Genomic DNA, 24,307 nt, shown 5'->3' with positions numbered 1-24,307 from the left:
GCTGGATCGGCGCGCGCGAGCGCTGCGCCTCGGCGACCATCTGGACGATGCGCGACAGCATGGTATCGCGCCCGACCTTGTCGGCGCGAATGACCAGGGCGCCGCTCTGGTTCATCGTGCCGCCGATCACGCTGTCGCCATCCGACTTGGTGACGGGCATGGATTCGCCCGTGACCATCGATTCATCGAGCGCCGAACGCCCTTCCTCGACCACGCCGTCAACCGGCACCTTTTCGCCCGGCCGCACCCGCAGCCGATCCCCCACCGCCACATCCTCCAGCGGGATTTCCGCCTCGCTGCCGTCCTCGGCGATGCGCCGAGCGGTTTTCGGGGCAAGGTTGAGCAATGCCTTGATCGCGCCCGATGTGCGTTCGCGCGCGCGCAGTTCCAGCACCTGCCCCAGCAGCACCAGCACGGTAATGACGGCGGCCGCCTCGAAATAGACCGCGACGGTCCCGTCAGCGGCGCGGAAGGCGTCCGGGAAGATACCGGGCGCCAGCGTCGCGACGACGCTATAGGCCCATGCGACGCCGGTCCCCATCGCGATCAGCGTGAACATGTTGAGATTGCGCGTCTTCAGCGAAGCCCAGCCGCGCTCGAAAAAGGGCCAGGCCGCCCACAGCACGACCGGCGTCGCCAGCGCGAACTGGATCCAGATCGACAGCTTCATGGGCACGAGATGATGCAGCGCGGGGAAAAGGTGCCCGCCCATTTCGAGGATGAAGACCGGGAGGGCCAGCGCAAGGCCAATCCAGAAACGCCGTGTCATGTCGAGCAGCTCGGCGCTGGGTCCGGTATCGGCGCTGACCATTTCCGGCTCAAGCCCCATGCCGCAGATCGGGCAGGCGCCGGGATGGCCCTGCCGGATCTCCGGATGCATCGGGCAGGTCCACATCGTCCCCGGCGGCGCATCGACGGGTTCGACGGCGGACTTGTTCAGATGCGCTTCCGGGTCCGCAATGAACTTCTCGCGGCAGCCGGCGCTGCAAAAATGATAGTCGTGGCCAGCATAGGTCGCGTGATGCGCGGTTTTTTCGGGATCGACCGTCATGCCGCAAACCGGGTCGACCACCAGTCCGGCGGAATGCTTGCCATGGTCACCACAACAACTGTGGACACCGGAATGAACGCCATGTTTCGACTCGGCCATCAACCGTCTCCTTCTATCGCAGGGCAAGATGGAGTTTGACACCATGTCAGAGTCAATAGGCACTTGACCTTATCATTGTGTCAAGGTGCATGAAGGGTTCGAAAAGGATTCGAATCGTTGTCACCCATGGCCCAACCGCCCAACAGGCCCCACCACCCAACAGGATTGCGATGAAGTTGCTTTCGTCGCTCCTGATTGCGCTTGCCATGCTCGTCTCGTCCGTATCGATGGCGAGCGGCACTGCAACGGCTATGCCGCATCAGGGTGCGATGGAGATGGCTTCGGTCGCGGGGCATTGCGCCGGGAGTGAATCTCCCTCCCATCGTAAATCACCCGAACCCGGCCTGCACTGCGCCGTTGCCTGCGCGGCGTTCCCGGCAATGCCTCCCCTCATCGAGCAGTTGGATCGGCCAACAAAGGCCTTATATTCTGTTGCGGGACAGAAACATCTCATCGCGATCACGCTTGAGAGAGACACGCCGCCGCCGCGCATGATTCCGGGGAATTGAGGTTCATCCAATTTCTTCCGGAGATTAGTCATGAAGTTGATAATTGCTGCGATCACGATGATGATCGCCATGCCAGCCTTCGCCCAGAGCGCCGCACCGGCCGATGTGCGCACCCCACCCACCAGCCAGGGCGAAAAGACCGGCCATGACGGGCATGAAGGTCACGATATGTCCAGCGGCTGCTGCGACAAGGGGGCTGATGGCAAGATGGCCTGCTGCGAGAAAATGAAGGCCGAGGGCAAGGCGGAGGCGCCTGCCGCCGATCCGCATGCCGGACATGGCATGAGTCAGCACTGATCGAACGCAAACCGGGAGGCGGCTTTCCCGTCTCCCGGCCCATTCAGCACATAGCGGGCTCCCCCGATGGAGCCGAGGACAATATCATGACACAGACGATCGATCGGCGATCCCTGCTGCGTGCCGGCGCGGTCGGCGCCGCCGGACTGGGCTTTTCCGGCCTGTTCCCTGCCTGGGCCCAATCGGGTTCGGCAGGTCTGGCCGGCTCGCCGGGGCTGGCGCCGCAGATGCCCACGCTTTCGGGCGAGAATATCCACCTTAAAATCGCGAACACCCCCTTTACGGTTGGCGGCCGCACCGGCCATGCCGTCACGATGAACGGCGTATTGCCCGCGCCGCTGATCCGGCTGCGCGAGGGGCAGAATGTGCGCCTCCATGTCGAAAATACGCTGGATGAGGATAGCTCGATCCACTGGCATGGGCTGATCGTACCATTTCAGATGGACGGCGTTCCCGGCGTCAGCTTCCCTGGTATCAAGCCGCACACTACCTTCGTTTACGAATTTCCGCTGCTGCAAAGCGGCACCTACTGGTATCACAGCCACTCCGGACTCCAGGAGCAGCAGGGCCATTACGGGCCGATCGTGATCGATCCCGCCGAGCCCGATCCGGTCGCCTATGATCGCGAGCATGTGATCGTGCTCAGCGACTGGACCTTCCTGCATCCGCACCAGCTCGTCACCAAGCTCAAATCGGAAGGCGGCTATTTCAACCGCCAGAGGCAGACGCTGTTCGGCATGCTGCGTGGTGGTCCCGAGGAGAGCATGTCCGCTTCCGACCGCGCCATGTGGGGAAAGATGCGGATGGACCCCACGGACATCGCGGACGTGACGGCTGCCACCTATACTTATCTCGTCAATGGTCACGGGCCGCAGGAAAACTGGACCGGCCTCTTTCGCTCCGGCGAGCGGGTGCGGCTGCGCTTCATTAATGCTGCTACCATGACGATCTTCAATATCCGCATTCCGGGTCTGCCCATGACCGTGGTCAGCGCTGATGGGCTGAATGTCCGTCCGGTGACCGTGGACGAATTCCAGATCGGCAATGCCGAGACCTATGACGTCATTATCCAGCCAACCGAGGACAAGGCGTTCACGCTCGTCGCGGAATCGATCGATCGTTCCGGCATGGCGCGCGCCACGCTCGCGCCGCGCATGGGGATGACCGCGCCCGTTCCACCGCTTCGCCCACGTCCGACACTCACCATGAGGGACATGGGCATGGGCAGCATGGATCATAGTTCAATGGCTGGAATGGACCATGGCGCAATGGCCGGGATGGATCATGGCGGCTCCCATTCGATGGGCAGCATGAACATGCGCGACAAGTCTTTGGTCCCCGACAGCGTCAAGGTCGGTGTTGGCGTGGATGCCATCGCCATGTCACCAGTCGATCGTACCGGCGATCCGGGCGTCGGGCTGGAAGATGTCGGGCACAAGGTGCTGACCTACCGTGACCTTATGTCGCTTACCCCAAACCCTGACACGCGCCCGCCGCAACGCACGATCGAGGTCCACCTCACCGGCAACATGGAGCGCTTCATGTGGTCGTTCGATGGCGAGAAATTCAGCGAAGGGGTCGAGCCGATCCGCTTCGAACGTAACGAACGCGCTCGCGTCGTGCTCATCAACGATACGATGATGACCCACCCGATTCATCTGCATGGTCATTTCTTCGAGGTGGTGAACGGCCATACCGGCAGCTATCCCCGCAAGCACACGGTCAATGTGTTGCCGGGCGGCAAGGTCAGCTTAGACCTGACGGCAGACGCACCCGGCGACTGGGCTTTTCACTGCCATCTGCTGCTTCACATGCACGCCGGAATGTTCCGTGTCGTCACCATCCGTCCGCTGGAGGGAGATGCGGCATGAAGTATCTCCTCAGCCTGCTTCTCGCGGCCGCCGCAACGCCCGCGCTGGGGCAGCATAACCATGCCGCCGCCGAACAGCTGGTGACGGCCGATCCGCATGCGGGGCATCAGATGGACGAAGAAGCTGACGACCCCCATGCCGGGCACGATATGCCGCAGTCTCCATCCGGTCCATCGGATCCACACGCCGGTCATCAGATGCCTTCCACTTCCGCAACGGACGCGCACCGGGCTCATGCTGGGCATGAACCCGGCATTCCCGATCCGCCGGTGGCGCCGCCGTCAGCGGCGGCATTGCGTGGTCCCGATCACGCTGCCGATGCCATTTTCGGCGCGCAAGCAATGGCCCCGGCACGCGAAACCGTCCGCAAGGAGCATGGCGATATCAAAAGCGGTATGATCCTGATCGATCAGCTGGAAGCGGTCATGGGCAAGGGCAAGGACGGTTATGCGTGGGAGGCCCAGGGTTGGTACGGTGGCGATATCGACCGGCTGTGGTTCAAGACCGAAGGAGAAAGCAGCTTTGGCGAGAGTCCGGAACGCGCCGAGGTTCAGGCGCTCTGGAGCCGTGCGCTCGACCCGTGGTGGAATCTTCAGGCCGGTATTCGTCAGGATTTTGGCGCGGGGCCCGATCGGACTTACGCCGTTGTCGGCGTCCAGGGCCTTGCCCCTTATTGGTTCGAAATGGGTGGGGCGTTGTTCCTGTCGGACAAAGGCGATTTCACCGCGCGGATCGAAGCGGAATATGATCAGCGTCTGACCCAGAAGCTGATCCTTCAACCTGCGGCTGAGCTCAACTTTTCGGCGCAGGATGTTCCTGAGCTTGGCATAGGCTCCGGCCTCTCCACCGCCGAACTGGGACTACGGCTGCGCTACCAGTTCGTACCCGAGTTCGCGCCCTATGTCGGCGTCCGATATGAGCGCGCTTTTGGCGACACGGCAGATTTTCGGCGTGCACGGGACGAGAAGGCAGGAGGATGGAATTTCCTGATCGGAATCCGATCCTGGTTCTGAGGACGACTGTTTCCAGGCTGGCACGCGTCGCTGATGCTGGCCAGTCTGGATTTTGCCTACCGACTCGAAGCAAAGGCATCAACGAACGTGAGACGTCCGCTTATGCGAAAAGCGGTCGTTCGTTGCTCCGATTTCCAACGGCAGGTAAGTCCCACGACACGGCGTTCGGCTACCGGCAGCACGCGACCAAAGCAGGTCGTTCGCGACGGATCGCGCAATGTCGGCATTTGATAAAATCAGACAAGCCTTGATTTAAATCCATATATCTATTATACCGGATGTATGGAAAGCGACTCAGCAATATCTGCCCTCGGCGCGCTCGCGCAGGGCACGCGTCTCGACGCATTCCGCCTTCTGGTCCGCCACGAACCTGAAGGCCTGGCCGCCGGCGAAGTCGCCAAAGCTCTCGACGTGCCGCAAAACACCATGTCTGTGCATCTCGCGACCCTCGCCCGCGCTGGCTTGGTCCGCTCGGAGCGGCGCAGCCGCGTCATCAACTACCGCGCCAATCTTGATCAGTTGAGGGCGCTCACCCTGTTTCTCGTAAACGACTGCTGCGGCGGGAAGGCGGAGCTTTGCGAGCCGCTGATTGCCGAGCTCAACCCCTGCTGCTGAAGGCTGCCATGACCGTCGATATCATCATCTATCACAACCCCGAGTGCGGCACGTCGCGCGACACACTTGCGATGATCCAGAACGCCGGCATCGAACCGCATGTCATCGAGTATCTAAAGACACCGCCGAACCGCTCGCGGCTCGTATCGCTGATCGGCCGCATGGGGATCACTTCGCGCACTCTGCTGCGCGAGAAGGGCGCGCCCTATGCCGAGCTTGGTCTTGGCGACCCCGCGCTCACGGATGACCAACTCATCGATGCGATGATCGAGCACCCGATCCTCATCAACCGCCCGATCGTCGTATCGCCGCTCGGCGTGAAGCTGTGTCGACCGTCGGAGGAGGTTCTCGACCTGCTGCCTGCACGGCAGCGCGGGGCGTTCACCAAGGAAGATGGCGAGAAGGTCGTCGACGACGCGGGCGACAGGATCGGGGCATGACAGTCTCTGCGCCAGCCAGGCCGGTGATCAGCACGTTCGAACGCTATCTCAGCCTCTGGGTCGCACTCTGCATCGTGGTCGGGATCGTGCTTGGCTATGCGCTGCCGGGGTTGTTTTCCGCGATCGCGTCGGCAGAAGTCGCGCGCGTCAACCTCGTGGTGGCGGTGCTCATCTGGCTGATGATCATTCCGATGCTGCTCAAGATCGATCTCGGTGCGCTCGGCTCGGTCCGCCAACACTGGAAGGGCGTGGGCGTCACCCTGTTCATCAACTGGGCGGTGAAGCCGTTCTCGATGGCGCTGCTGGGTACGCTGTTCCTGGGCTGGCTGTTTCGTCCGCTGCTCCCTGTGGATGAGGTCAGCTCCTATATCGCGGGCCTGATCCTGCTCGCCGCCGCGCCCTGCACGGCGATGGTGTTCGTCTGGTCCAACCTGTGCGAGGGCGAGCCCACCTACACGCTGAGCCAGGTCGCGCTGAACGACGTGATCATGCTGTTCGCGTTCGCGCCCTTGGTCGGCCTGCTGCTCGGGGTCGCGTCGATCACGGTGCCGTGGGACACGCTGCTGATCTCGGTCATGCTGTACATCGTCGTGCCCGTTATCGTCGCGCAGATCGTGCGACGCATTGTGATCGAATCGGGCGGCCAGGTGCCGCTAGACCGGCTGCTGACCCGACTTGGGCCAGTATCGCTGTTGGCGCTGCTAAGCACGCTGGTGCTGTTGTTCGGGTTTCAGGGAGAGGCCATCATAGCCCATCCGCTCGTCATCGCGCTGATCGCGGTGCCGATCCTGATCCAGGTCTATTTCAACGCCGGGCTCGCCTATTGGCTGAGCCGCCGGCTCGGCGTCGCATGGTGTGTGGCCGCACCCGCAGCGTTGATCGGCGCCTCCAACTTCTTCGAGCTGGCGGTTGCCGCTGCGATCAGTCTGTTCGGCCTCAACTCGGGCGCGGCGCTGGCGACGGTTGTCGGCGTGCTGGTCGAGGTGCCGGTGATGCTGTCCGTGGTCGGACTCGTGAAGCGGACCCGACCCTGGTACGAAGGGGGAGCCACGGCATGACCCAGAACGATTTTTCGGAAGCGTCCCAAGCAGATGATGTCCTGTGTCTCGCCCCGAGAGCCGTAGGCTATCTCGTCAAGGATTTTGGATGACCCGTCTCCGAAGGCTGTGCGACCCCGACGATGTGCCTGCTCTCGATCGCGGCATGGTGATTGACCGCCCTGGCGTTGGCATGGGCGACGATCAGCCGCCGCCGCGTATCCTCCTGCTCTACGGGTCGCTTCGCGAGCGGTCGTTCAGCCGGCTCGCGGTCGAGGAAGCCGCACGCCTCCTGATCCTGTTCGGCGCCGAGGTGCGGATATTCGATCCCAGCGACCTGCCGTTACCGGATCAGGTGACGGGAGACGATCATCCCGCTGTGCATGAGCTTCGCCAGCACGCGCTATGGTCCGAGGGCATGGTCTGGTGCAGTCCCGAGCGGCACGGCCAGATCACCAGTATAATGAAGGCACAGATCGACCATCTGCCGCTGGAGTTCGGCGGCATGCGCCCGACCCAGGGTCGCACCCTCGCAGTCATGCAAGTTTCAGGTGGTTCGCAGTCATTCAATGCCGTGAACACATTGCGCCTGCTCGGCCGCTGGATGCGCATGATCACCATCCCCAATCAGTCGAGTGTGGCGATGGCGTTCAAGGAGTTCGACGAGAGCGGTCGCATGCGACCGTCGAGCTATTATGATCGGATCGTCGACGTGATGGAAGAGCTGGTCCGGTTCACGGTCCTCACCCGGTCCCACACCGGGCAACTGGTCAATCGTTATTCCGAGCGGAAGGCAGCACAGGCGAAGCGGGACGCCGCAACCGATCTGGCCTCACAAGCTGTCGCATGACGGCCAGGCGACCAGCTGGCTGGCGCAGCATCTTCGCATCGTCACTTCAACCATGCGCGCAGCAGTAATGAGAGGATGCCGAGCGACAAGACGCTCGCTCCCCATATGCCTACGAACCAACCGATACGCGTCATAGTGCTGCGCATCAGTGATACCCCTCACCGCTGACCTTGCCCCTGAATACCCAATAGGCCCACGCTGTATAAGCGAGGATTACGGGTACCAGCACGCCCCCGCCGACCAGCATGAACAGCTGGCTGCGATAGGGCGCCGCCGCTTCCCAGATCGTGACTCGCGCGGGGATGACATCGGGCCAGATCGAGATGCCAAGGCCGACGATGCACAGCCCGAACAGGGACAGCGCCCAGAAGAAGGGCTGCGCATCCTTACGGCGCGACAGGCTCCGGTAGAACAGGGCAGTGACGATCAGCGTCGCCAGCGGCACCTGCGCAGTCGCAAGCACGCCGGGGAATGATAGCCAGCGACTTTGATAGCTGTTTTCCAGCGTCAGCGTGGCAAGGCTGACGGCGACGATCACGATTAGTAGCGCAATGCCCAGTCGCCCGGCGTAAGTCACGACCTGCCTCTGCAAGCCTCCTTCGGTCTTCCAGTTCAGCCAGCACGCGCCAAGCAGTGCGTATCCGATCACCAGGCCAAAGCCGGTCAGCAGGGAAAAGGGAGAGAGCCATTCCCACCATCCCCCGGAATAGGCCCGTCCCGAAACGCTGATACCCTGAAGCAGCGCGCCGAGCGCAATACCCTGCGCGAAGGTCGCCACAGCCGAGCCGCCGGTGAAGGCGATGTCCCACAAGGCCCGGTGTGCAGGATCGCGCCAGCGGAATTCGAACGCCACGCCGCGCAGTACCAGGCCCAGCAGCATCGCTATGAGCGGCGCATAGAGGGCCGGCAGGATGATCGCATAGGCCAGTGGGAATGCAGCGAGTAGGCCACCGCCTCCCAGCACCAGCCAGGTTTCGTTGCCGTCCCAGACCGGCGCGATGCTGTTCATCGCAGTGTCGCGGTCTTTGCCCACCTTGAACAGCGGAAAGAGGATACCGATGCCAAGGTCGAACCCGTCCATTACGACATAGGCGATGATGGCGAAGCCGATGATGGCGGCCCAAACGACGGTAAGGTCGAGCATCGTCATTCTCCTCCTTCGATGGCGGGCGCAGGGGTTATGCCGGCAGTACGGATAGGCGCGCCGTCGAGCGCGCTTTCATGCGCTTGAGGCGGCTTCTGCATCAGGTGCAGCAGATACCAGATGCCCATGCCGAAGACGCTGAAATAGACGATGACGAAGGCCAGCAGCGAACTGGCTACGGCGGGGGCGTCCAGCGGCGATGCACTGTGGCTGGTGCGGAGCAGGCCATAAACGGTAAAAGGCTGCCGCCCCACTTCCGTCACGATCCATCCTGCCAGCACCGCCACGAAGCCAGACGGCCCCATGAGGAGCGCCGAACGGTGCAGCCAGGTCCAGTCGTGCAACCGGCCGCGCATCCGCGCCAGCAGGCTCCACGCGCCAAGGCCCAGCATGGCAAAGCCCAGCCCCACCATCACGCGAAAGGCCCAGAAGACGATGCCAACCGGCGGCTCGTCCGCGTCAGGAACGCTGTCCAGACCCCGGAGCGGCGCGTTCAGTTCATGCTTGAGGATGAGAGAGGATGCCTTGGGAATGGAGATGGCATGGTCGATCCGCTTCTCCTTGCTGTTCGGGATGCCGAACAAGATCAGCGGTGCGCCGTCGGGATGGCTGTCATAATGCCCTTCCATCGCCATGACCTTGACCGGCTGATGCTCCAGCGTGTTCAGCCCGTGCATATCGCCGGCGAATATCTGGATCGGTGCGACAATCGCGGCCATCCACATCGCCATCGAGAACATTGTGCGCGCGCCGGGATTGGCGCGATCCTTCAACAGGTGCCACGCGCCGACGCCACCCACGGCGAAGGCAGTGGTGAGATAGGCGGCAAGCACGGTATGGACCAGGCGATAGGGGAAGCTTGGGTTGAAAATGATCGCGGCCCAGCTCGGCCCAGGTAGGAACTGGCCGTTCGCGCCGATCTCATAACCCGTGGGCGTCTGCATCCAGCTGTTAACCGACAGGATCCAGAAGGCGGAGATGAAAGTGCCGATTGCCACGGCGCAAGTAGCAGTGAAGTGCAGCTTGCGCCCAACCTTGTTGATGCCGAACAGCATGACGCCCAGAAACCCGGCCTCCAGGAAGAAGGCGGTCAGAACCTCATAGGCCATTAACGGGCCGATAACGGGGCCGGCCTTGTCCGAAAAGACCGACCAGTTGGTGCCGAACTGATAGGACATGACGATACCCGAGACGACGCCCATGGCGAACACCACGGCGAATATCTTGAGCCAGTAGCGAAAGAGGTTGGCGTACACGCCCTTGCCTGTTTTCAGCCACAGACCCTCCAGCACCATGAGGTAGCTGGCAAGCCCGATCGAAAAGGCCGGGAACAGGAAGTGGAAACTGACAGTAAAGGCGAATTGCGCGCGGGCCAGAAGCAGGGCGTCAACGGAAGCGAACATGGTCATGTCCTTTCACCCGCCTTTTATCAGACGGGCGTGGCAGGCGGGATAGGTTAGATGGTCATATCGGCAGGAACGCTGCGGCGCTGCGCCACAGCATGTAGAGCGCGACAACGAAGATCAGGGCGGCAAAGAGCAGGGTGAGGCGGCCCGTCTCGCCGCCGAGGCGTTCGGCGAGCCTCGTTCCGCCAACGCTGCCCGCGACACCGCCAGCTACGAAGACCGTCGCAAGCGGCCAGTCGACGAGACCGGAAAAGGCATAGTTCGCAGCGGTCGTCAGGCCAAAAGCAGTCACGGCGACCAATGAAGTGCCGACAGCCATCAGCATGGGCATCCCCGTCGACGCGACCAGTCCCGGTACGATCAGAAACCCGCCGCCGATGCCGAAAAAGCCGGAAAATGCGCCCGAACCCAGACCGTAAGCAACGACCTTGGGCGCCTTCTCCCGGTTGCATTCGGCGCCGGGATTGCCGGGGTTACCCCGTCCGCGCAGCATCAGCACGCCAACCAGCAGCATGACCAGTGCGAACAGGAACAGCAGCTTGTCACCATCGACCATCTTGCCGAAGGTTGATCCTGCGAGCGCTCCGACGATGCCGGCGGCAGCGTAGATGCCGCCGCAGCGCCATTTGACGTGATGCGCGCGGGCATGGCTGACAAGGCCGGCCGCTGCGTTGGCTGCGACCGCCAGCGCGCTGGTGCCGATCGCGACATGGGCATTGGGAACACCCACCAGATAGACCATCAACGGCACGGCCAGGATCGAACCGCCACCGCCAACCAGACCCAGCACGAAGCCGACAAGGCTCCCGGACGCTGCGCCCAACGCGTAGTGCAGCGGGTCCATTATGCCTGCTCGCTCCGGTCGATCGGTTCCGGCTTCACCATCCATTCACGCCCCTTGAGCATGCCGTGCCAGTAGACAGGCGGCAGTATCGTGTCCTTGAGCAGCCAGGACAGACGCGATGGACGGGTGCCGTCGATCAGCCAGTTTGGAAAGCTGGGAAGCAGCTTCCCCCCATAGCCGAACTCAGCGAGCACGATCTTGCCGCCTTGGACTGTCAGCGGACAACTGCCATAGCCGTCATAGCCAGCAACCGGCGCGCCGCCGTCAAGGGCGGCGAGTGCATTGACGGCGACAACAGGCGCTTGCTTGCGTGCGGCGGCAGCGGTCTTGGCATTGGATGCGGAGCAGGCATCGCCCAGCGCAAAGATATTTGGGTAGCGTGGATGCCGAAGCGTTGTTTCATCCACCTCAACAAAACCGGAAGCAGCCGCAAGCGGACTGGTGCGAATAAAATCAGGCGCGACTTGCGGCGGCACGACATGAATCATGTCAAACCGCTCGGCCACGCGCTTAACGCCGTCGCCGGTAGCCTGCTCGAAAATGGCGGTGCGCCCAGGCCCGTCAATTTCGACCAGCTTCGACCCGAAGTTGAGATTGATGCCGTAGCGGTCGACATAGTCCATCAGGGCAGGAACATAAGCGGGAACGCCAAACAGAACGGCCCCGGCAGTATGAAACTGCACATCGCTTCGCGGCAACACCCCCGCTTTCTCCCAGCGATGGCAGGACAGGTACATCGCCTTTTGCGGTGCGCCCGCGCATTTGATCGGCATGACCGGTTGGGTGAAGAGCGCCCGCCCGCCTGCGAACTGCTTGACGAGGCGATTGGTATATGGGGCCAAGTCGTAGCGATAGTTCGAAGTCACGCCGTAGTGGCCAACGGCTTCCGCGACACCGGGAATAGCTTTCCAGTCAAGTTTGATACCTGGGCAGACGACGAGCACGGCATAGCCGACCCTGCGGCCGTCGCTCAGTGTGACCTGCTTGTCTTCCGGGTGGAAATGCTCTGCGGATGCCTTGATCCAATGCGCGCCCTTGGGCATCACAGCCGCCTCGTCGCGCCGAGTAAAGTCGCTGTCGAAAATACCTGCACCAACCATCGTCCAGCCAGGCTGGTAATAATGCGCTTCGGCAGGCTCGACGATGGCAAGGCGGACGTTTCGCCGCCGCCGCAATATACTCGCCGCTGTGGCTAAACCGGCGCTGCCACCGCCGATGATGAGGATGTCGAAATTGTTGGCTGCCTCATCTAGAGCGCCCGCCATCCGGGCCAGCTGTTCGGCCCGCGCGCCAGACCGGCAATAGGCCAGCACTGGCCCCGGCAGCGCCCCCAGCGCCGCACGCATGGCGGCCGCGTCCGCATCGGTGAGTGCCCCCGCGACGGCAGGCACATAGGCGAAGCCTAAGCCCGCAGAAGCGGCCGCCGCCTGGATTTCGGCGGCATCCGGCTGATCGGCACCTTCGCCATCGGGCCGGTTGCACACGATGGCGCGAAAACCAGCGGCCGCGACTGCCGCGATATCCTGAGGCCCGAGTTGGGGCGAAACGGACAGCCGGCATGTCAGTAGCTTGAAGTTCATGAAGCAGCTCCTTGTCGGCAGCGCCGGATTATCGGGTGAAGAGACGATGCAAGCCCATGCCCGCGAACATGGCGAGCACGAACGGCGCGACCGCAACCGGTGACAGGCTGAGGCTGGCGATGGCGGGTCCTGGACACAGGCCACCTAAGCCCCACCCGATGCCAAACAGTATCGCGCCTACGGCCAGTCTGGTGTCTATCCCACGCGTTTCCGGGAGGCTGAACGCCTTGTCCCCCAGCGGGCTTTCAAGCCGCCGCTGGACAGTCCAAGCGATCGCCATCGGCACGATCGCTCCGCCCATGACGAAGGCGAGCGTAGGATCCCAACGGCCAAACAGGTCGAGGAAGGCGCGAACGCGCCCGGGATCGGCCATTCCGGATATGACTAGCCCTGCACCGAACAGCGTCCCTGACAGCAAGGCCAGAATGATGCGCATCACAGCGCTCCCGCAATGCGCATCACGGCCACGGTCGCAAAACCACTCGCCATGAACAGGCCCGTAGCCACAACAGAACGCCAGGAGAGGCGCGACAGACCGCAGACGCCATGCCCGCTGGTACATCCTGATCCCAGTCGTGTTCCGAAGCCCACGATCAGACCCGCCGCTACCAGCATAAGCGGTGCAGAATACGTGGCAGGCTTCCAGTCCGTTACGCTGGCAACGATGCACGCCCCTAGCGGCAGGCCCAAAATGAAAGCGATGGCAATGCCATGCGGCGCGCCGCTACCGGCAATACCGGTAGCCCGCGCCGCCAGCCCGCTGACGCCGGCGATGCGACCAAGGCCCAGCAGCATGATCGCGGCAGCCAAGCCGATCATCACCCCCCCGATTAGCCCCGCACCTGGTTGCGCGTGGGGGAACAGGTCAGCGATCATAGCTGATTCACCGGAATCTTGAGATAGACTACGCCATTGTTATCGGGAGCAGGCAGGTGGCCCGCCCGCATGTTGACCTGGACGGACGGCAGAATGAGGCGCGGCATCGCCAGCGTGCGGTCTCGCCCCTCACGCATGGCAACGAATTCATCCTCGGTCACGCCGTCGTGAGCATGCACATTGGCGCGACGCTGCTCGGCGACAGTCGTCTCCCATACGTAATGGTCGCGTCCCTCCGGCAGATAATCGTGACACATGAACAACCGCGTCTCAGGCGGCAGTTCCAGGATACGTCGCAAGGATCGGAACAGCGTTCGGGCGTCTCCGCCGGGAAAATCCGCGCGGGCAGTGCCGTAGTCAGGCATGAACATGGTATCGCCGACAAAGACCGCGTCGCCGATGACATAGGCGACGCAAGCCGGCGTGTGGCCCGGAACGTGCAGCACGGTAACGGCGAGGTTGCCAATGGCAAACGTATCTCCATCAGCCCATAGATGGTCGAAATCGGACCCGTCACGGGCGAATTCGGCGCCTGCGTTGAAGAGCGCGCCAAACGTCTGCTGCACCTCGCAGATATGCGCGCCGATCGCGATCTTCCCACCCAGCTTCTGCTGAAGATAGGGCGCCGCCGACAGATGATCGGCATGGGCGTGGGTTTCCAGATGCCAGTCCACGGTCAGCCCGGCCTGTTCGACATAGGCGAGGACAGGATCGGCCGATTCGAAGGCAGTCCGACCGGATGCCGGATCGTACGTGAGGACACTGTCCAGAATGGCAGCGCGACGGGTCTCCGGGTCGTGGACCACATAGGTCACGGTGAAGGTCGGTGCATCGAAGAACGCCTTGATGACCGGCACGCCCTGCTGCGCGGAGGCGACTTGCGCGGCGGCATGGGCAAGAGCGGGATCGAACATGCGAATCTCCATAACTTCATATTTACACACATAATGTATTTATATATTTTGCAACCGTCAAGCACTTGCCATGTAGGCGTGTCGATTGCAGGGATGTCTGATGGAAAATGAGATGAACAGCACAGTCAGGCCGTTGCGGATCGGCGATCTGGCGCCCGATTTTCAGGCGCGGTCAACGACCGGCGATTTCCGGCTTTCAAGTTTGCGGGGGCAATGGGTGATCTTCTTCTCCCATCCGGCAGACTTCACGCCGGTTTGCAGCACCGAATTTGCAGAGTTGGCCCGGCGTCAGTCGGCGTTCAACGCTTTGGGATGCCAGCTCGTCGGCCTGTCGGTGGACAGTCTCTATTCCCACCTCGCCTGGGTACGAGCACTGAGGGAACTGTTCGAGGTCGAGATCGGATTTCCCATCATCGAGGATCCCAGCATGGTGATCGGCCGGGCGTATGGCATGATCGACGAGGCCGCCGCGGACAGCATGACGATGCGCACAACTTTCTTCATCGATCCGGACGGCATCGTCCGCGCGACGACCAGTTACCCGCATAATGTCGGCCGGTCCGTTGATGAAATGCTACGCCTGCTTCGCGCGCTTCAGCGCGTCGATGGCGCAGATATGCTGACGCCCGAGGGGTGGGATGAGGGCAAGCCTTTGCTGTTGCCGGCGGGCGGTTGCGCCGATGAGGCTCCCGACTGGTTCTGTCGCCTGGAGAAACACCCATGACGGCGTTGTTCGCCGATCGAGACATTGCCGGAGCTGTCGCCGAAAAAATCAAGGTTTTTGCTCAGCCACAGCGGCTGATGATCCTGTCCTGTCTATTGCTAGGGGAACGCAATGTCGGCGAAATCGCTGACATTACCGGACTCGTGCAACCTGCATTGAGCCAACAGCTCGGCGAGTTGCGCCGTGCCGAACTCGTGCAGACCCGGAAAGAAGCCAAGACGGTCTGGTATTCGCTTGCCGACGAGGCGGTGGCCTCCTGCGTGCGTCATATCGAGGCGATGTTCGGACCAGGCAACGACATACCGCCCGTGCCACGCCCCCCCGCTCCTAAGCCGCAGCAGACAAATCACGGCGTGGCTGCTTTCGCGCGTATCGTGTGAGCACAGTATTCCAAGCAGCGCGATTCTTCGTTCGGCAGCATTGAATGAAGGCGGCTCCTCTAGTGAAGTGAAGAGCCGCCGGGTCAATTTTCGGTATTCTCAGCAAGAGCAAGGCCGTCTTCAACATCGATTCCGAGCGGCGTACCGTGTTTGGATCTTGCTATAACCGAGAAGGGTCTGGGCAGCACGAAGGTTGCCCGTCGCCGAGTACCGGAGGACTACATAAACTCGCATCGCGGGCTTTCAAATGACGGGTTTCGGCGGAACCCGCCATCGTTACGCACTTTCGAGAACGGCGGTTTTGTCCCACGACTCGGTGTTCGGCTTCCGGCAGCACGAGACCAGATCAGAACGTTCCGGACGCCCTTTCGGACCAACCCTGCGCTGCTGGATATCGATCTCGGTGAGGCATATGTCAGCCAGCACGTCGGACTTGTCCGGCCATGCCATACAGGGCTGCGCCATGGTTGTTGCTCTGCCTGATGGCAGATGCTGGCGGGCGGGCAGAACTGACCATGCGGGATATGGAGCCGGAAAGCCCGGCCTGAACTTCGACAATATCTAGCCCTTGTCGGTGCCTCTCCCGCCGCTCGCCGAGCAGCACCGCATCATCGCCAAGGTCGATGAGTTGATAGCCGTGTGCGACCAACTCGAAGCGAGCATCACCACCTGCGAACAAACCAGATCCCGCCTGCTTGAAGGCGTTTTGCAAAATGCCTTTGAGCCAGCCTGAACATGCGCGTCCGTTGCCGTGACAACAAACTTAAGCGTTGGGGTATAGGCTTGATTAAACCATGGTGGCGAATGTGCCCGCGCTGCAAGTGCGCATTTCGCCTTGGCGGCGTGTCGAAATGCGTCGCTTAGTCACGCAGCTGCGCGACCACATATTCGTTCGGTTTCCACGGCGACGGAAGATTTACTCGATGAAGCTCTTCTATCTCATGCGCGAAATCATACTGGACGCCGAAAAGTAAGGTCCAAGCTCGCCTGCGCAGATTCGCCACGCCACTTGAGCTGAGGTCATCGACGATGTTGTCGTAGACCCACTTCGCACAGACCTCCCAACAAGTCCGCGCCGTTGTGAGTGCGTCGGGAGCCGCCTCGAAGCAGCCGACCAGATGTGGGTCGCCGAACATGGCCAGGTCGGTATGGGGAGGCAGCCCACATTGTAGCAGTGCGGTAACGTCTACCGCGCCCGACGTCATGGGTCGCCGATCGAAGCGGTAGTGCTCAGCCTTCGCCAGCACCGCAATCCAGGGGTTGTTGGCGGTCCAGGCCAGTGCAACCTCCGCCTTCTGCCGCATGGGGTGAGCCTGGGCCGTATCGGCTACAGGCGCGCCATCCAGCGCTTCCTTGATGCGGAGCACGTGACCGGCGTTGGATTCGCGCGCAAGCCTTTCGGTCAGTCCGGCCGCGCGCAGCTTGTTGGCGATAGTGCGCTCGTAACCATCCACCGAGCCGCCCTTCAGCATGATGCTCGTGAGCAGGGTCTCGGCATGGGCCAAGTCCGCCGTAGCGCTGTCAAGTTCCGCCATTACTGCCGCCGCGAGCTTCTTCAGCACGCAACAATCCTGAGCGATCCGTTCTACCTCTGCGGCGGCATGAAGTTGGCGCTGTTCTATCGAAGCGTTGGTCGGCAGTTCCTCGTGGCTACGGCTACGCGCGGCTTTAACACTCTTGATCGCCCCCGACAGCGCTATCTTCACATGATCGGGATCGACGTTACCAGCAAGAGTGTCGATCAGCATTGCCACCTCTGGAAAGCGCGCCTCGAGTTCGCCCTGCGCCTGAAGCGCCCGCCAAGCCGACAGGCTGCGGGGAGGGCGACCGCTCTTCTTCTTCACCGCACTTCGTTCCTCTGCAAAAGTCGTCCTTTATCAATATTCCGACTTTCGCACAACGCTAGGTCGATCATCCCACAACTGCTTTGGCTGCACTGTCGCAGCATTCGCGCCGCATCGTTGTGGCGCCAGCAGGAGAATGACAATGAACTTTATCGAAGATGTTAAGGACGAGCGGGAGCGCAACAGCCCCGTGCGTGCCGCGGTCAAGGCGAACGCGGCAGACATCCAGGCGGCCCGGGTCGAGGGCTACCCACTTAACGCCATCTATCGCACACTCCGGCGCAAGGGATATCCGGTTGGCGCGGGCTACAGCAGCTTCCGCAGTGCGGTGCGTTATCTCGATCAGCATGGCTGGCCTAACAGCGGTGTCCCTGCCGCGTCAGTAGCTACCTCGTCAGCGCCGCCCAGCGTCGTCGCCAATGATGGTCTGGCGCAAAGTTCGCGGGATCGCTTCGTCGATGACCGCAACCCCAGCGACTTTTGAGGAGGCGGTCATGAGCAATCTCACTACGCTTCTTTTCATCATTATCGTCAGCAACGCCGGCGGGGAGGGCAAGACGTTGCTGGCGCAGCTCATCCAGGCGCTGCTGCAGCTCGCTGGCGAGCCCGTTATTATGCTCGACGGCGACGCCGGCAACCAGGCAGCTCGTGTCGCCGATGACGATGCCAAGGTCGTCGGCTGGGGCGTTCCTGCGATCAAGGCTCGCGACATCGTCGCTGCGACCAAGCACGCACACGTCATTCTCGATCTCGGCGCGAATAGTCTCGCGTCCGCGCGCGAGATCGTGGAGCTGCTTCCCGCCTTACGCACATTCTATGCTGAGGAGGGCTATCGCACGGTCGCTTTCATGCCAGTATCAACCAACAAGCTTGGCGCGATCGAAGCAATTAAAAGACTTGCGCCGAAGATTGAAGGGTTCGAGAAGCTCTTCGTCAAGGTCAATCGCGATAAGTCGCGCGCGTTCGAGGGCACCCTGGAAGGCAGCGACGTCGTCGAGTTGGGACATCTGCGCCCCGGCTTCCAGGCTTATATCCGTCAGCCCGGGCAGACGATGGCGAACGCTGTGTCGCACCCGGCGGGTGGATTTGGCCTCGCGGCCATCCATGTCGCGGAGTGGATGCGCAGGTTCGCCGTTCAAAAGCCCGTATTGGACGTGCTTGGTTCGGTTCCTCCAGTTCTCGACCGGCACGATCGTCCCTTCGATGTGCCCGGCTTCGCCGTGGATCTCCTCAAACACGCGACCGACGCCGCGCTTACGGAAAATTTCCGGCGCACGCGGATCATGAACGCGATCGCGAAAGTCGGCTTTACGCCGGAAGGTCTGCGCAAGGTTGCCGTTCTGCTCGAGAGCGGCAACCTGTGACAAGCAGGGCAGCTTCAGTTCTGCAACGGCTCGAAAGCGCCCAGCCGCTCAATCCTGAGGCAATGCTCCAGCATTGCCTCAGAGGGGAGCCTGGATCGGCAGGCTGTCGTTGCAAACGCAATAACAAGGCATTGGTCCAGCAATGTTTTCAGGCGCACTACCGCAGTTTGGGCAGGAGCCCAAACTGCCGTGCTATCGGCTCGCCGACGCAGCCCAGGAAGCCAGCGGGCATCCTGTCACGGTTTCGATCAGCGGCGTGCACGGGTCGATATGCCCATACATTCCCGTCCTACATGAGGTGCCGGATCGTGTGCGGCCATCCAGAAACTTTGTTGGCCGAAGTGGTGGGGCAAGGAGGATTAAGATGAAGCAGGATCGTTTCGACCGTGTTGTCGCCCGCGCGGAGCGCGCCTTTTCGAAGCTTGTCCGTATTCGCGACGGTATCGAGGAAGTGGACACGGAAGATCTGCTGGGTGTTGGTCGATGGCGTTCTGGCCGTCTTGTCCAAGGGACGGACGGACCGGCGCGCGATCGCCGCATCCAGTTCAACCGGCCGATCACGCGATCCTATCGCCTGACCAATGCGGCTGGGGCGACCTCCTTCCACATCCAGCATCGCGCAATCAGCAAAGTCACGCACGAGATGAACGACAGCGGCCTGCGCAACCGCCCCGGCGCCGCCCGTGCCCATGCGCGCTACGTCGAGCGAGAAGTCGCGGTTGCGTCGATCGAATCGGCGTTCGGGACGGATGTCACGGCTGCCGACCTCACACCTGCCATTGGCGCCGATAGTCGTTGGGCCACGGACATCACGACTACATCAACACCCATCATTAACCTGGAGAATGACTATGATTATGACTGGCACCGACACCTCGGGTTCGATCCGCGAATTGCCCGACAATTGGTGGATGACCTCGCCGGACCTCAGCCTGGTGCTTCAGGACATCTGGAATACCGAACCGCACAAGATGCCGAAGCCGATGCCGGTCTGCGGCTGCTGTCCCGGAGCGATTTGGTACGTCAAGGACGGCGATCCCATGGTTACATGCCCAGCACTCAAGATCTATCCTTGGAATCCGGGGCGACCGTTCACCGACTGCGAGATGCGTCGTCGCTTCTTCGAAGCCCGGGCGAAAGCCACATCCCAAGCGGAATAGGCACGCTCCCCAGCGCGGGGGAAGCACCTGACCATGATCGCTACATTGGCCGGATGGAGGCCGTGGCAATCCAGCCAGACGGCATGCGAGCTCTCATAACAAACATTGACCCAGATGATGAGGAGCGCGCTCGGTTCTGGTCCCTCGTGGAGCAGCACGAAGCGGTTGCCAGCAACGATCAGATGTCCCTCCGGGTTAGCGACCAGCCGGCCTTCTGGGCGGCCGTCGCGAGCCAGCCGGACTGCCCCGCCGAACTCAGGAAGGCACTGGGCACCAGCACGCCGTACAAAACGATCCGCTTCGACATCCCATCCGGCAAGGCGGTGCGCGCGTTCCTCGGCAAGCAGCCCGGCTGGGTGAAGCCGACGTCGGCCCGCAAGGCGTCTAATTCAGCGCCGTTCGCCGCATTCCATGATGGGCGCAAAGGCCGCATCCAGTATCGTGTGGTCGGCGAATTGCCGGACGAGCTCGATGTCGAAAGCCGCTTCGCGATCGTCCGAGAATTCTCGGCCATATTTGAACGGCGCAAGATGCCTTTCGTCGCAGTGATGCATGCTCCGGACCATCACAACAATGAGAAGAATTGGCATTTCCACCTGATCTATTATGATCGCCCGTCCCGCCGCATCACCGAGGCCGACATCGCCGGCCTTAGCAAGCGGGGGTTTCGGACGGACGCGCTGAAACCTGGCATATGGGACTTTACCGTGGTCACACCGAAGCGAGGACGCGCCAATGGCAAGTCCACTCCGCTTAAACAGAAGAAAGTGGACGGTATAACCAATAAGCAATGGATCAAGACCTTGCGCCAGGAACTTGCGACGATCACCAATCTTCATTTGGCGCAATCGGGCGTTAAACGGCGGCTGGATCCGCGTCGTTATACCGAAATGGGCATCATCGCCGATCCACAGGAGCATCTCGGCACCAGCCAGGCCGCCGCCGAAGCAAGGGGCGAGACCACCAGGACCGGCAGTGCCAATGAACTGCGCCAGTGGAAAGCGATCATGACGGAAGGTGATGCTCGTTACCGTAAGGCGCTGGCGGACGCTGACGAACGCATTGCCCGCTACCGGCGCTTGCGCCGGGAGATAAAGCAGTCGGAAGATGTCGAGCAGGAAGTGGTCGCCATGCGGGACAATCTGCACAAGGCGGTGCGGCTGGATGATATCGCCTTTCGCATCCATCACGGCATCGATCGGGCCCGGTCGCGGGCGTCGCATGTCCGCCAGGCCAACCGGCAACTCGTCCAAGCGTTCGACGCCGATCCGGCCGCGGGTCGGCGATCCGAGCGGGAAGAATCTGAGCGGTTGGTCAGGGCGGCTTCTGAATATCTAGCCCTGCTCGATGATCGGCTGGCCGATGAATACGCTTTACTTGAGGATTGCCGCCGCAATGCCGAAGCCATGCGCCAGCAAGCGCTGATGATTGAACAGCAAGGGCATCCGGCGGTCGCATCCGCCGAGACCATGATCGCGGTGAGACCGCCTGAGGTCGAGCCGCAGCAGTCCGCGCCACAAACGACCGCTCAGGACCTCCCACGGTCTCACAACCCGTCGGAAGCGAACAAACGCGCTATCGCCGCAGCCATCGCGGCTGTACGATCGGCCGGGCGCTAGCGGCAGCCGCTGCCGCTATTTCGGCCTTCGTCCCCGGATTGAACCGAACTTCTGCCACTCGGATGGGCGCAGGCGTAGCGGCATGACTGGCAACTCCGGCAACAGGTCGCCCAGCGCAGTGACCAGCGGTAACAGCACGTCAAGCCCCGGTTCATCCTCATAGCTCGCGGCCGTCTCGCCATCGGGCACGTGGCCGAACAGATACTGCCGTAGGCCCGGGTCGAACCCGCGGTCACGCCAGAACGAGCCAACGCGGGTGCGGATCGAGTGCACATCGACGTCTTTGCGCCCGCGCTTTTGGCTCGTGCCGTTCGGGAAATGAAAGTTACGCAGCGGCTCGAACACCTTGTCATAGAAGATGTGGTCAAAGCTCATGCTCGCCTTGGGATTGTAGAATTCGGGGAACAGTAGTTCGTGGCCCAGCTGGCGCATCGCGCGGACGTGATCCAGGAAGCCGAGCCTGATCAGCGCTGGACTGATCGGCACCTTGCGATCGGATTGGCCGTTCTTGAGTTGGCGATAGGCGTTGTCGCGGAAGTGAATGTACGGGATCGGAGCGTCCTCAAAGATGTCCGCCAGCATTAGTCCGGCGGGTTCCTCTGAGCGGCCGCCGGTGCAGACGACCAGCAGCAGTCCCCAATATATGCCGTCGTGGAAGACGGCCTCACCGGGCGCGAGGCGGCTCCAAAGCCCCTGGCAGCCAGTCCACACCGGTCCAGATATCAGGGTGCGCAGGTCGGCCTCTGCCCAGGGCAGGCGCTTACCGCCTTTGCGGTTCTTTACCTTGCGTCGCAGCTTGCCAAGATCAACGTCGGGCGTGACATAGCCGTTAGCGTCGGCAAACGCGAATAACGTGCTTAGCCAGGTCAGGTGCTTGTTGTGCGTAATGTCGCTAATGCCGACCGTTGGCAGCAGGTCGCGCTCTGCCTTGACCGGATCCTTCTTCCAGAGCGCGCGCAGGGCGTCGCCGCGTTCGATGACGGCATGCATGCCGCCCTCGATGTCCTCGCGGGTGTGGCCGTAGCGGGTTGGTAGGCGCGGGAAGAGCGCGGTCATCGCGCTGCATGCTTGTTGGTCGATTTCCGAGAGCATCAGGTCACCGCGTGCTGCGAGAAACAGGTTCACCACCGCGTTGATGTCGCGCCGGCGCTCCTCTCGCCATTCGCGACCGTCGATTTTCCGTTGCAGGCACGTCGCAGCAAGCTTGGACAAGGTCACATCGATTTTCCCGGCCGATTGGGCTGGCGTGGGTGCGGCAGTCGCCATCAAGGTCGGCACCGGCGCCGACACGACGAATGGGAGAGGCGGCATCGGTGCCAACTCAGGAGAGAGTGCCTTCGCTTGTTCCTCTTCAGTACAAGGAAGATCTAGCAGCTTGCGCAAGGCGCCGGGCAGCGGCCAGACGTTCGCTTCGGCGTTGGGCAGGTCCAGCCCCTCGGTCGCGGCGAGGCAGGCGTTGCGATATGCCGCCGCTGCTACCCGCGACATTGCGCGCAGATTTTCCTCGGTGGGCTTAATTCCGGCGGATCGGAGGTAGCTCGCGAGATAGTTGTGGCCGATCGGCGAGGCACCGCGGTGCCGCGCTACCGTGACGAACAACGCGTCCGCGTCCTTAGGCGGTAGGCCGCTGTGCGCGAGCTGATCCCGCAGCGCCTCGTCGGCCTCTGGTGGCACAGGCATGGAGGCGATGAGGGTAAAGTAGCGCGCATAGGCGAGATTTATTGCTGCGTGGGCCTCGGCGCGGAACGGCGTGGCAGCCTGTTGAACGAGGTAGCGGTCGAGCGTCGCCTCGAACGCGGTGCGGAAGACCGCGCGCATATCGTCCGGTTTGATCCGTGTCCTCAGTTCTTCGACTATCTCGGCTTCCACACCCTGCATCTCCATCTCAAGATACCCTGCGCGAGTTCGAGCCTCGCGTGGGCATCGCGTCTTCAGCGACATACGGATGCTTATAGGCTGGTCAGTGACGGCAACGAAGTGGACCGAACGGCGCCACCATTGCATGGTGCCGCGGGAGTAAATGTTTGTAGCCATGCGCGCTCCGGCTGGCATGGCGGGAACAGGCGCAAACACGGCGACCGGCACAATTTCTTGCACAATCGCGTGAATCGAATCGCAACCAATTACCCACCTCCTCAGAAAAGGCGAGCTTTCCGGACAATTTCATCTGAGGATGCCGAAATTTGGTCGGGGAGAGAGGATTCGAACCTCCGGCCCCTGCCTCCCGAAGACAGTGCTCTACCAGGCTGAGCTACTCCCCGACCGTCGGCGGTATCGCTTGGCGATGCCGCTGGGCAGGCGGCGGTCTATAGAGGCGGGTTTTCCGGCTGGCAAGCGGCTGATCGCGCTTTTTTTGCCATGATCACAGCAGCCCCGCCTGCCGGAAACTGAACAGCCTTTGCCCGCCGAGGATGACATGGTCGGCAAGCTTCATTTCCATCGGGCGCAGGCGGCTGGCGATCGCCCGTGACAGGCGGATATCCTCAAGGCGTGGCTGGGGAATGGGCTCGCCCGGCCGCTGCTGTTCTATGACCAGCCAGGCGCTGTCCAGACTGAGCAGCGCCCTGACGATGCCGGTCCAGCCGGTCCTGCCGTCGATGCGCCCCAGCAGCCTCCAGTTTTCATCCAGTGCGATGATTTGCACCGTTTCCGTAACGTCCATGACGGCAG

General features: G+C 62.0%; 26 protein-coding genes and 1 tRNA gene. 13 read left to right on the top strand and 14 right to left on the bottom strand.

What is annotated here, in order from left to right:
- The coding region (locus L288_RS22975) for a P-type ATPase (protein WP_031303708.1) at nucleotides 1–1,051 on the bottom strand (1,051 nt) is incomplete at its 3' end.
- A gap of 269 nt (nucleotides 1,052–1,320) precedes the next feature.
- Here L288_RS22975 and L288_RS22970 point away from each other — a divergent pair.
- The 8 genes from L288_RS22970 to arsH all read left to right on the top strand — a co-directional run bounded on the left by L288_RS22970 (nucleotide 1,321) and on the right by arsH (nucleotide 7,782).
- Nucleotides 1,321–1,659: a hypothetical protein gene (locus tag L288_RS22970; protein WP_021236451.1), complete on the top strand. Its 339-nt coding sequence runs from the start codon at nucleotides 1,321–1,323 to the stop codon at nucleotides 1,657–1,659.
- Between the two features lie 30 nt (nucleotides 1,660–1,689).
- Nucleotides 1,690–1,956, top strand: coding sequence for a hypothetical protein (locus tag L288_RS22965; RefSeq protein WP_021236450.1), 267 nt, complete (start codon nucleotides 1,690–1,692; stop codon nucleotides 1,954–1,956).
- A gap of 86 nt (nucleotides 1,957–2,042) precedes the next feature.
- Nucleotides 2,043–3,827 (top strand): copper resistance system multicopper oxidase, encoded by a 1,785-nt coding sequence (locus L288_RS22960; RefSeq protein WP_021236449.1) that lies wholly within the window; start codon nucleotides 2,043–2,045, stop codon nucleotides 3,825–3,827.
- Nucleotides 3,824–4,840, top strand: a complete 1,017-nt coding sequence (locus L288_RS22955) for a copper resistance protein B (protein ID WP_021236448.1) — start codon at nucleotides 3,824–3,826, stop codon at nucleotides 4,838–4,840. Before L288_RS22960 ends, L288_RS22955 begins: the two co-directional genes overlap by 4 nt.
- 282 nt (nucleotides 4,841–5,122) lie before the next feature.
- Nucleotides 5,123–5,455 (top strand): ArsR/SmtB family transcription factor, encoded by a 333-nt coding sequence (locus L288_RS22950; protein ID WP_021236447.1) that lies wholly within the window; start codon nucleotides 5,123–5,125, stop codon nucleotides 5,453–5,455.
- Nucleotides 5,456–5,463: 8 nt separating this feature from the next.
- Complete coding sequence (gene arsC / locus L288_RS22945; RefSeq protein WP_021236446.1) at nucleotides 5,464–5,895, top strand: arsenate reductase (glutaredoxin); 432 nt, start codon at nucleotides 5,464–5,466, stop codon at nucleotides 5,893–5,895.
- Nucleotides 5,892–6,953 (top strand): ACR3 family arsenite efflux transporter, encoded by a 1,062-nt coding sequence (arsB, locus tag L288_RS22940; protein ID WP_021236445.1) that lies wholly within the window; start codon nucleotides 5,892–5,894, stop codon nucleotides 6,951–6,953. Before arsC ends, arsB begins: the two co-directional genes overlap by 4 nt.
- Before the next feature lie 88 nt (nucleotides 6,954–7,041).
- Nucleotides 7,042–7,782, top strand: a complete 741-nt coding sequence (gene arsH / locus L288_RS22935; RefSeq protein ID WP_021236444.1) for an arsenical resistance protein ArsH — start codon at nucleotides 7,042–7,044, stop codon at nucleotides 7,780–7,782.
- A gap of 41 nt (nucleotides 7,783–7,823) precedes the next feature.
- Here arsH and L288_RS42215 read toward each other — a convergent pair whose 3' ends face one another.
- The 8 genes from L288_RS42215 to L288_RS22900 all read right to left on the bottom strand — a co-directional run bounded on the left by L288_RS42215 (nucleotide 7,824) and on the right by L288_RS22900 (nucleotide 14,546).
- Nucleotides 7,824–7,916: a DUF2474 family protein gene (locus tag L288_RS42215; RefSeq protein WP_236612979.1), complete on the bottom strand. Its 93-nt coding sequence runs from the start codon at nucleotides 7,914–7,916 to the stop codon at nucleotides 7,824–7,826.
- Between the two features lie 11 nt (nucleotides 7,917–7,927).
- Entirely contained in the window at nucleotides 7,928–8,926 is a 999-nt protein-coding gene (gene cydB / locus L288_RS22930) for a cytochrome d ubiquinol oxidase subunit II (protein ID WP_031303705.1), read from the bottom strand.
- Nucleotides 8,927–8,928: 2 nt separating this feature from the next.
- Nucleotides 8,929–10,329, bottom strand: coding sequence for a cytochrome ubiquinol oxidase subunit I (locus L288_RS22925; protein ID WP_031303704.1), 1,401 nt, complete (start codon nucleotides 10,327–10,329; stop codon nucleotides 8,929–8,931).
- 61 nt (nucleotides 10,330–10,390) lie between these two features.
- Complete coding sequence (locus tag L288_RS22920; protein WP_021236441.1) at nucleotides 10,391–11,176, bottom strand: sulfite exporter TauE/SafE family protein; 786 nt, start codon at nucleotides 11,174–11,176, stop codon at nucleotides 10,391–10,393.
- A complete protein-coding gene (locus tag L288_RS22915) occupies nucleotides 11,176–12,756 on the bottom strand; it encodes a TIGR01244 family sulfur transferase (protein ID WP_021236440.1) in 1,581 nt (526 codons plus the stop codon). The genes L288_RS22920 and L288_RS22915 overlap by 1 nt, the downstream gene beginning before the upstream one ends.
- Nucleotides 12,757–12,784: 28 nt before the next feature.
- Complete coding sequence (locus tag L288_RS22910) at nucleotides 12,785–13,192, bottom strand: DUF6691 family protein (RefSeq protein WP_021236439.1); 408 nt, start codon at nucleotides 13,190–13,192, stop codon at nucleotides 12,785–12,787.
- Nucleotides 13,192–13,632: a YeeE/YedE family protein gene (locus L288_RS22905; protein WP_021236438.1), complete on the bottom strand. Its 441-nt coding sequence runs from the start codon at nucleotides 13,630–13,632 to the stop codon at nucleotides 13,192–13,194. Before L288_RS22905 ends, L288_RS22910 begins: the two co-directional genes overlap by 1 nt.
- Entirely contained in the window at nucleotides 13,629–14,546 is a 918-nt protein-coding gene (locus L288_RS22900; RefSeq protein WP_021236437.1) for an MBL fold metallo-hydrolase, read from the bottom strand. The genes L288_RS22905 and L288_RS22900 overlap by 4 nt, the downstream gene beginning before the upstream one ends.
- Before the next feature lie 100 nt (nucleotides 14,547–14,646).
- Between L288_RS22900 and L288_RS22895 the strand changes: the two genes are divergently transcribed.
- On the top strand, nucleotides 14,647–15,270 hold the full coding sequence (locus tag L288_RS22895) for a peroxiredoxin (protein ID WP_021236436.1): 624 nt from the start codon (nucleotides 14,647–14,649) through the stop codon (nucleotides 15,268–15,270).
- Nucleotides 15,267–15,650 carry an ArsR/SmtB family transcription factor gene (locus L288_RS22890; protein ID WP_021236435.1) on the top strand — a complete coding sequence of 128 codons (384 nt, stop codon included), beginning with the start codon at nucleotides 15,267–15,269 and terminating at the stop codon, nucleotides 15,648–15,650. Before L288_RS22895 ends, L288_RS22890 begins: the two co-directional genes overlap by 4 nt.
- A 415-nt stretch (nucleotides 15,651–16,065) precedes the next feature.
- On the opposite strand, the gene L288_RS43360 is transcribed toward L288_RS22890, so the two are convergent.
- Together L288_RS43360 and L288_RS22880 are read right to left on the bottom strand one after the other, a co-directional pair.
- On the bottom strand, nucleotides 16,066–16,362 hold the full coding sequence (locus L288_RS43360) for a hypothetical protein (protein WP_161625634.1): 297 nt from the start codon (nucleotides 16,360–16,362) through the stop codon (nucleotides 16,066–16,068).
- A gap of 148 nt (nucleotides 16,363–16,510) precedes the next feature.
- Nucleotides 16,511–17,494, bottom strand: coding sequence for a hypothetical protein (locus L288_RS22880; RefSeq protein WP_021236432.1), 984 nt, complete (start codon nucleotides 17,492–17,494; stop codon nucleotides 16,511–16,513).
- Nucleotides 17,495–17,636: 142 nt separating this feature from the next.
- On the opposite strand from L288_RS22880, the gene L288_RS22875 reads away from it, so the two are divergent.
- The 3 genes from L288_RS22875 (at nucleotide 17,637) to L288_RS42210 (ending at nucleotide 21,637) form a co-directional block, all read left to right on the top strand.
- Nucleotides 17,637–17,978, top strand: coding sequence for a hypothetical protein (locus tag L288_RS22875; protein WP_021236431.1), 342 nt, complete (start codon nucleotides 17,637–17,639; stop codon nucleotides 17,976–17,978).
- Nucleotides 17,979–17,988: 10 nt separating this feature from the next.
- The gene (locus tag L288_RS22870) at nucleotides 17,989–18,858 is read left to right on the top strand and encodes a hypothetical protein (RefSeq protein WP_021236430.1); all 870 of its coding nucleotides are present in this window, start codon (nucleotides 17,989–17,991) and stop codon (nucleotides 18,856–18,858) included.
- Nucleotides 18,859–19,222: 364 nt separating this feature from the next.
- A complete protein-coding gene (locus L288_RS42210) occupies nucleotides 19,223–21,637 on the top strand; it encodes a MobA/MobL family protein (RefSeq protein ID WP_161625633.1) in 2,415 nt (804 codons plus the stop codon).
- A 15-nt stretch (nucleotides 21,638–21,652) separates the two neighbouring features.
- Here L288_RS42210 and L288_RS22850 read toward each other — a convergent pair whose 3' ends face one another.
- The 3 genes from L288_RS22850 to L288_RS22840 form a co-directional block, all read right to left on the bottom strand.
- Complete coding sequence (locus L288_RS22850; protein ID WP_021236426.1) at nucleotides 21,653–23,521, bottom strand: site-specific integrase; 1,869 nt, start codon at nucleotides 23,519–23,521, stop codon at nucleotides 21,653–21,655.
- 300 nt (nucleotides 23,522–23,821) lie between these two features.
- Nucleotides 23,822–23,898 (bottom strand) — tRNA-Pro (locus tag L288_RS22845).
- Between the two features lie 101 nt (nucleotides 23,899–23,999).
- A complete protein-coding gene (locus tag L288_RS22840) occupies nucleotides 24,000–24,281 on the bottom strand; it encodes a JAB domain-containing protein (protein WP_236612978.1) in 282 nt (93 codons plus the stop codon).
- Between the last annotated feature and the right edge of the window lie 26 nt (nucleotides 24,282–24,307).

Origin of the sequence: Sphingobium quisquiliarum P25 (genome assembly GCF_000445065.1) — a bacterium.
Lineage (GTDB): Bacteria > Pseudomonadota > Alphaproteobacteria > Sphingomonadales > Sphingomonadaceae > Sphingobium > Sphingobium quisquiliarum.
The sequence above is the reverse complement of the archived record's forward strand: the minus strand, read 5'-3'. Positions and strand labels throughout refer to the sequence as shown.

Bases quoted from the DNA above. Each gene is read 5' to 3' on its own strand.
- arsC (WP_021236446.1), top strand. From the start codon at position 5,464: ATGACCGTCGATATCATCATCTATCACAACCCCGAGTGCGGCACGTCG.
- L288_RS42215 (WP_236612979.1), bottom strand. From the start codon at position 7,916: ATGACGCGTATCGGTTGGTTCGTAGGCATATGGGGAGCGAGCGTCTTG.
- L288_RS22920 (WP_021236441.1), bottom strand. From the start codon at position 11,176: ATGGACCCGCTGCACTACGCGTTGGGCGCAGCGTCCGGGAGCCTTGTC.
- arsB (WP_021236445.1), top strand. From the start codon at position 5,892: ATGACAGTCTCTGCGCCAGCCAGGCCGGTGATCAGCACGTTCGAACGC.
- L288_RS22960 (WP_021236449.1), top strand. From the start codon at position 2,043: ATGACACAGACGATCGATCGGCGATCCCTGCTGCGTGCCGGCGCGGTC.
- L288_RS22970 (WP_021236451.1), top strand. From the start codon at position 1,321: ATGAAGTTGCTTTCGTCGCTCCTGATTGCGCTTGCCATGCTCGTCTCG.
- L288_RS22910 (WP_021236439.1), bottom strand. From the start codon at position 13,192: ATGCGCATCATTCTGGCCTTGCTGTCAGGGACGCTGTTCGGTGCAGGG.
- L288_RS22905 (WP_021236438.1), bottom strand. From the start codon at position 13,632: ATGATCGCTGACCTGTTCCCCCACGCGCAACCAGGTGCGGGGCTAATC.
- L288_RS22900 (WP_021236437.1), bottom strand. From the start codon at position 14,546: ATGTTCGATCCCGCTCTTGCCCATGCCGCCGCGCAAGTCGCCTCCGCG.
- L288_RS22875 (WP_021236431.1), top strand. From the start codon at position 17,637: ATGAACTTTATCGAAGATGTTAAGGACGAGCGGGAGCGCAACAGCCCC.
- L288_RS22925 (WP_031303704.1), bottom strand. From the start codon at position 10,329: ATGTTCGCTTCCGTTGACGCCCTGCTTCTGGCCCGCGCGCAATTCGCC.
- L288_RS22965 (WP_021236450.1), top strand. From the start codon at position 1,690: ATGAAGTTGATAATTGCTGCGATCACGATGATGATCGCCATGCCAGCC.
- L288_RS22950 (WP_021236447.1), top strand. From the start codon at position 5,123: ATGGAAAGCGACTCAGCAATATCTGCCCTCGGCGCGCTCGCGCAGGGC.
- L288_RS22955 (WP_021236448.1), top strand. From the start codon at position 3,824: ATGAAGTATCTCCTCAGCCTGCTTCTCGCGGCCGCCGCAACGCCCGCG.
- L288_RS42210 (WP_161625633.1), top strand. From the start codon at position 19,223: ATGAAGCAGGATCGTTTCGACCGTGTTGTCGCCCGCGCGGAGCGCGCC.
- cydB (WP_031303705.1), bottom strand. From the start codon at position 8,926: ATGCTCGACCTTACCGTCGTTTGGGCCGCCATCATCGGCTTCGCCATC.
- L288_RS22890 (WP_021236435.1), top strand. From the start codon at position 15,267: ATGACGGCGTTGTTCGCCGATCGAGACATTGCCGGAGCTGTCGCCGAA.
- L288_RS22850 (WP_021236426.1), bottom strand. From the start codon at position 23,521: ATGGAGATGCAGGGTGTGGAAGCCGAGATAGTCGAAGAACTGAGGACA.
- L288_RS22870 (WP_021236430.1), top strand. From the start codon at position 17,989: ATGAGCAATCTCACTACGCTTCTTTTCATCATTATCGTCAGCAACGCC.
- arsH (WP_021236444.1), top strand. From the start codon at position 7,042: ATGACCCGTCTCCGAAGGCTGTGCGACCCCGACGATGTGCCTGCTCTC.
- L288_RS22915 (WP_021236440.1), bottom strand. From the start codon at position 12,756: ATGAACTTCAAGCTACTGACATGCCGGCTGTCCGTTTCGCCCCAACTC.
- L288_RS22895 (WP_021236436.1), top strand. From the start codon at position 14,647: ATGGAAAATGAGATGAACAGCACAGTCAGGCCGTTGCGGATCGGCGAT.